The following is a 6,000-nucleotide window of genomic DNA, read 5'->3' as shown; positions in this document are numbered from 1 at the left end:
TCCTGATAGGTCCGAACCAGAGCAAAAACAGGCAGTTTAAAACAGGTTTACGCGACAACTATCTTGAAAAACGCCGGGAGGGGGCGGCGATGTTCAAGCCCTCGATGGCTGACATCACCGACATGGCCGGGGTGATCACCACCTCGCCATAGAAGAAGCTGCCGCCAATCAGCCCCAGGATGATCAGCAAGGGGGTCCACTTGGCCGGGGTGTTGCGGGTGGCCAGCGACATCAGAGTGAGGATGCCCCCTTCGCCGGCGTTGTCGGCCCGCATCACGAAGGAGAGGTACTTGACCGAGACCACCAGGATCAGCAGCCAGAAGATCAGTGAAAGAAAGCCCAGGATGGAGGCGGGCTCCACCCCGAAACCGAACTGGCCGGAGAGGCACTCGCGCAGGGTATAGAGCGGGCTGGTGCCGATGTCGCCATAGACCACGCCGATCGCCGCCAGCGTAACGCCGGACAGGGCTTGTTTGTGATTACCGTTCATGAAGTTGTCTGTCAGTTTGATGGTGACGATTGGCCAGCACGGGCCGCCCCCGTCTATCGGGCGTGCGGCAGGTGCCGCAGGAACGCATTAATGGATTGCGATGGGAAAGGGAGCTAACTGGATATAAAGAGGCTCATCATGGGACACAGTCTGTTCATCTGCCGTTAAGGGTATAATGACACACCCGTCGTGGGTTTATGCTCAGGTATAAATAATCAAAAAGGGGTGGCTAACGAAATTATTAATTGGCCACTGATTGAAATACCCCGTCCAACCCCTGGCAAGTGATTGTTTTAGCTGGCTATCCATTTTTGCCAGCGTTTTGCATCAAGCTGGCTAAGAAATAAACGATAAAATGCTGACCAATAAAGATGGGATCTGGCAGTAAAGGAGAGGGAGTAAGGCTGCGATGGAGTCTTTATTTATCAAGAGACAGCAAGTAGGGTGCAATGAACGAAGTGAATTGCACCGCTAATTTTGGAAAATGCAAGAGGTGCAATGGAATATCAGAGTTCATCATATGTGATGATTTCAATTTTATCTCGGATAACACCACACTTAAGGAGACTTTGTATATATTTTTCTTTATCTGACGCTTCGTAGCAGTAAACTTTCCACATAACATCTCCAACATGATTCTTGATTCGGTGAAAATATGGTAGATCAACATTGTTTAATGAATGGCCGATAATCACCACCTCATTAATATCATTGAGGCTTGAAAAGTATCCCTCATTTTTATCTAATACAGCTTCAACTGGTTTTCGTAGAGCGTATAGAGGATATGTGGCAATACTTTCTGCTTCTGAAAACATATGACCACTATATTCTCCATCCTCATCAAATTCTGATGGTTCTGTAATGTTTTCTCCATGGCCAAAAATCAGTTCACTGTGTCTGCTTACACTTCCATGAATATGAAAAACAAGTTCATCTTCAATGTTGTAGATGGATTGAAGTGTTGATGTGTAATTAAAGGTAATAAATACTGAATTAGTATTGAAAGTCATTTTTTGAACAGCGTTAGTCACATCAATACTATTAACCCAGTCAATAAATGTCTCTTCGATAGTAGAAACGTGATTTTTGGTTTGTTCAGTAAGTTCATCCTCTAAACCATAAATATCTCTTGGTCTAAAGTCTTCTGAATTAACATTGACCTCATTATGAATCGAAAAGAAGTTATCTGCGTCAAATTTACCAAGCGCATTTTCAAAATCATGCCAAGGCTGGTGTTCACATAAATCAAAAGAGTAGTATTCTTCTATTTCATCGAGGAGGTCTTTTGCAAACCCATAAAAGTCGTTATAGCTTGTAGGTAAATCATGCCATAAGTCAAATCCATTACCAATTATATACAATGTCTTCATATTGAAAATATTCCAGTTTAATTAATATATTTTTTGTGATTATTAATAATTCCCTAGGACTTCCCATTTTTAATGAAGTAATCTGCACGAAAACGATCGTTGTGGGTCTGGTTGCCAATTGGCACATATTAACCGGAGGGATAGAAAACTGAAGGGGCAGTGGCCTAAAACCGGCTCTGGTTCAACAAATCAGTCAATAAATGACTTATTTTGTTCATCCTGACTTGATGATGACTTGCCAACTCGATAGCAAAACCAAGCAACTTGCCGCTCTCCCTAGGTGCTTCTGTATGCTGCCCATCCCATTTTTGGCTCTTGGCTTGTCTCCCCCCGAATTTCGCCCTTTTGCTTACGTAGTTTATGGTGCCCAATCCTTGCTCCACATTGCTGTAAACGGCTCCGTTACACGGCTAGAGCAGGGGTTGGTCAGCCAGTGTCGACCTCGTCACTTTTGTCATGTCGAGCAGGTTCCTGCCCCTTCGTCACCCTCGTCAGTTGCGGCAAATACCGCCTTCACCATCCAGATTACTCCTTTATTTTCATTGGCTTGTGATTTTATGACGGCCATCCGTCCGTGTTGGTCTGATAAATGCTTTGTGGGGGCAGACCGCGTTGTCACCTGCCAGGTGGGTGAGGGCGGTCGGGTGTAACGAACCATTTAGGATCCCTCTCTATGAACAGCTTCGTGATTGCAGATCCCAGTCTCTGTATTGGGTGTCGTACCTGTGAGGTGGCCTGCGCCGTTTCACACCAGTCAGGGTCTTGCAGCGGGACCCTTGAGCGGGAGAGCGGCCTGCATCTTGCCATCGAGGATGGACATCTGGTCTCCAAGGACAGCTACTTTCAGCCGCGCCTGAAGGTGATCGTGGGCAGCAAGGTGACCACGCCGGTGCTCTGCCGCCAGTGTGAAGACAAGCCGTGCGCCATGGCCTGCCCGAACAATGCCATCGTCAGCGAGGATGGTTGCGTCAAGGTGTTGCAGGAGCGCTGCATCGGCTGCAAGTCCTGCGTGGTGGCCTGTCCTTACGGCGCCATGGCGGTGGTGCTCAAAGAGGTGGCACCCGCTGCCGATTCGCTCTTCAAGCGGCCGCAGACCAAGGCACAGGCGCTCAAGTGCGATCTCTGCCGTCACCGCGAGGCGGGCCCGGCCTGTGTCGAGGTGTGTCCGACCCAGGCGCTGCGGCTGGTCACGCCGGAGCATCTTGAAACCCTGAACCGGCAGAAGCAGCTGGCCAGTGCCGAGGCACTGCTGGCGATGCCGGCGCGGGTGTGAGCGGGCTTGCCGAGCCGTTTTTCGTTAACAAACAAGAGTGTGAGTCATGAAAAAAGTCATTACCGTGTGCCCCTATTGCGGCACCGGTTGCAAAATCAACCTGCTGGTTGAAAACGACAAGGTGGTGGGGGCCGAAGGCGCCAACGGCCGGACCAACGAGGGGCAGCTCTGCCTCAAGGGCTATTACGGTTGGGATTTTTTGAACGACACCAACCTGCTGACCCCCCGTCTCAAGAGCCCGATGATCCGCCGCGAGCGCGGTGGCAAGTTCGAGGCCGTCTCCTGGGATGAGGCGATCGAGTTCGCCAGCAGCCGTCTCTCTGCCATCAAGGCGAAATATGGCCCGGACGCCATCATGACCACCGGCTCTGCCCGTGGCCCCGGCAATGAAGCCAACTATGTGATGCAGAAATTTGCCCGTGCGGTGATTGGGACGAACAACGTCGACCACTGCGCGAGGGTGTGACACGCACCCTCAGTCTCCGGTCTGGAGACAACTGTAGGCAACGGCGCCATGAGCAACGCCATTCCCGAAATTCAAGAGACCAAGTGCCTGCTGGTGTTTGGTTACAACGCTGCTGACTCTCACCCCATCGTCGCCCGCCATATCCTCAAGGCGAAGGCAAACGGGGCCAAGGTGATTGTGTGTGATCCCCGTATGGTGGAGACCGCCCGTATCGCCGATCAGTGGTTGCCGCTCAAAAACGGTTCCAACATGGCGCTGGTTAACGCCTTCGCCAACGTGTTGATCAATGAAGGGCTCTACAACAAGGCCTTTGTCGCCAACTACACCGAAGGGTTCGACACCTTCAAGGCCACGGTGGCCAAGTACACCCCGGAATACGTGGAGGGGATCACCGGCCTCAAAGCCGCCGATATCCGCGCCGCCATTCGCACCTATGCTGCATCGCCTGCTTCCATGATCCTGTGGGGCATGGGGGTGACCCAGTACGGTCAGGCGGTGGACGTGGTCAAAGGGCTGGCGGGTATTGCACTGCTGACCGGCAACTTCGGTCGTCGTGGCACCGGCTGCGGGCCGGTACGCGGTCAGAACAACGTGCAGGGCACCTGCGACATGGGGATGCTGCCGCACCAGTTCCCGGGTTATCAGTCGGTGAGCGATCCCGCCATCAGCGCCAAGTTCGCCAAGGCGTGGGGGGTGGATGGGCTCTCCCAGAAACCGGGTTACCGGCTGACCGAGCTTGGCCACAAGGTGGAGGAGGGCAAGTGCAAGGCCTTCTACATCTTTGGGGAAGATCCGGCCCAGACCGAGGCCGATCTCGGTCAGTTCCGCCGCACCCTGGCGGGGATGGAGCTGGTGATCGTGCAGGATATCTTCATGACCCAGACGGCCGAGATGGCTGACGTCATTCTGCCCGCCACCAGTTGGGGCGAACACGAGGGGGTCTACAGCTCGGCGGATCGCGGCTTCCAGCGCTTCTACAAGGCGGTGACACCGCCGGACAACGTGAAGCCGGACTGGGCCATCTTCTCGCTGATGGCGACCGCCATGGGGTATCCCATGGAGTATCGCGACACCCAACAGATCTGGGACGAGCTGCGCGGACTCTGCCCGCTCTATGCCGGGGTCAGCTATGACAAGATGGCCGATCTCAAGAGCGTGCAGTGGCCTTGCCCGACCGAGGATCACCCGGGCACCAGCACCCTGTTCGAGGGGAATGTGTTCACCACCCCGAGCGGCAAGGGCCAGCTGATTGCCTCCGAGTGGCGGCCGCCGCTGGAGCAGCCCTGTGCCGAGTATCCGCTGGTGCTCTCCACCGTGCGCGAAGTCGGTCACTACTCCTGCCGCTCCATGACCGGCAACTGCTCGGCGCTGCAGACCCTGGCCGATGAGCCTGGCTATGTGCAGATCCACCCGAGCGATGCCAAGAAGCTCGGGGTGAAGGATCAGGCGCTGGTCTGGATCTCGTCGCGCCGCGGCAAGGTGATCACCCGGGCCAACTACAACGAGCGGGTCAACGCCGGGGTGGTCTACATGACCTACCAGTGGTGGATCGGGGCCTGCAACGAGCTCACCATCGAGCACGTTGACCCCGTCTCCTACACGCCGGAGTACAAGTACTGCGCAGTGAAAATTGAGCGTATCGAGGATCAGCCAGGGGCGGAAGTGTACGTCCAGACTGAATACAGCGCGCTCAAGGCGAAATTGCGCAGCGCCGCCAAAGGGTAATCGTCGTTAATAAAGTGGATCCAGGCTCTGTATACAGGGCCCGGATCCGCTCATCCTTTTTTCAGCTGGCAGGTGTCCATCATGAAAAATGAATTAAATCTTTCGTTCGGGATCTTTTATGTCTCCGCTTATTTGCTGGTGATGTTGTTAGGGATTGGGTGTTTTCTATGGAACGACGAATTGATATTTCTGCTGGGGTTTGCCTTCTTCGGCTGTTTTATCGCCGCGCGCATCGCCATGAGCGCCGTGCTGGCGGCATTGAGCGTGCAGGCGGCCTGGCTCATCGCCTTTCTCTCCACCACCCTGGTCAACTGCCTGCTGGCGGGCGTGCTGGGGCTCGGGGTCTATCTCACCCATCGGGTGGTGTCGGTGGAAATAGCTGACAATATCAGTGGGTTATTGCTGGGACTTCAGCTATTTTCCGCCGCCTTCATCTTCGGCGGGCTGAAACTGCACAACTACCGGCTGCTCTCCTCATGAGCCTGCGACAGCGGCAACAGGGGCAGAGGATGGGCCAGTTGGCGGCGATATGCGGCGAATGACGGCGATAGTGACGCCATATTTGGGCGTGGCGGGAAATATTCGCTGACGGAGCTGTAATATGTGCCAGGGCCGGCTTGGTTGTAATGGGGATGGGGCTAACTTATTATGCCAGCCATCCTGCGATAATCTGCGC

General features: G+C 54.0%; 4 protein-coding genes and 1 pseudogene. 3 read left to right on the top strand and 2 right to left on the bottom strand.

The features are described 5' to 3' along the window. Nucleotides 1–76 precede the first annotated feature (76 nt). Nucleotides 77–490, bottom strand: a pseudogene (locus OKC29_RS03825) (KUP/HAK/KT family potassium transporter); the annotation flags it as partial. A gap of 506 nt (nt 491–996) precedes the next feature. Beyond that, nucleotides 997–1,860 (bottom strand): bacteriophage abortive infection AbiH family protein, encoded by an 864-nt coding sequence (locus OKC29_RS03820; protein ID WP_073350579.1) that lies wholly within the window; start codon nt 1,858–1,860, stop codon nt 997–999. A 673-nt stretch (nt 1,861–2,533) separates the two neighbouring features. On the opposite strand from OKC29_RS03820, the gene OKC29_RS03815 reads away from it, so the two are divergent. The 3 genes from OKC29_RS03815 to OKC29_RS03805 all read left to right on the top strand — a co-directional run bounded on the left by OKC29_RS03815 (nt 2,534) and on the right by OKC29_RS03805 (nt 5,804). Further along, a complete protein-coding gene (locus OKC29_RS03815; protein WP_073350578.1) occupies nt 2,534–3,133 on the top strand; it encodes a 4Fe-4S binding protein in 600 nt (199 codons plus the stop codon). A gap of 46 nt (nt 3,134–3,179) precedes the next feature. Beyond that, entirely contained in the window at nt 3,180–5,324 is a 2,145-nt protein-coding gene (gene fdhF / locus OKC29_RS03810) for a formate dehydrogenase subunit alpha (protein WP_083557455.1), read from the top strand. 180 nt (nt 5,325–5,504) lie between these two features. Then, nucleotides 5,505–5,804 (top strand): hypothetical protein, encoded by a 300-nt coding sequence (locus tag OKC29_RS03805; RefSeq protein WP_010633738.1) that lies wholly within the window; start codon nt 5,505–5,507, stop codon nt 5,802–5,804. The last annotated feature ends 196 nt before the right edge of the window (nt 5,805–6,000 follow it).

It is taken from the genome of Aeromonas sp. QDB34 (assembly GCF_027705405.1).
Lineage (GTDB): Bacteria > Pseudomonadota > Gammaproteobacteria > Enterobacterales > Aeromonadaceae > Aeromonas > Aeromonas hydrophila.
This window is presented reverse-complemented; position numbering and strand designations above follow the sequence as displayed.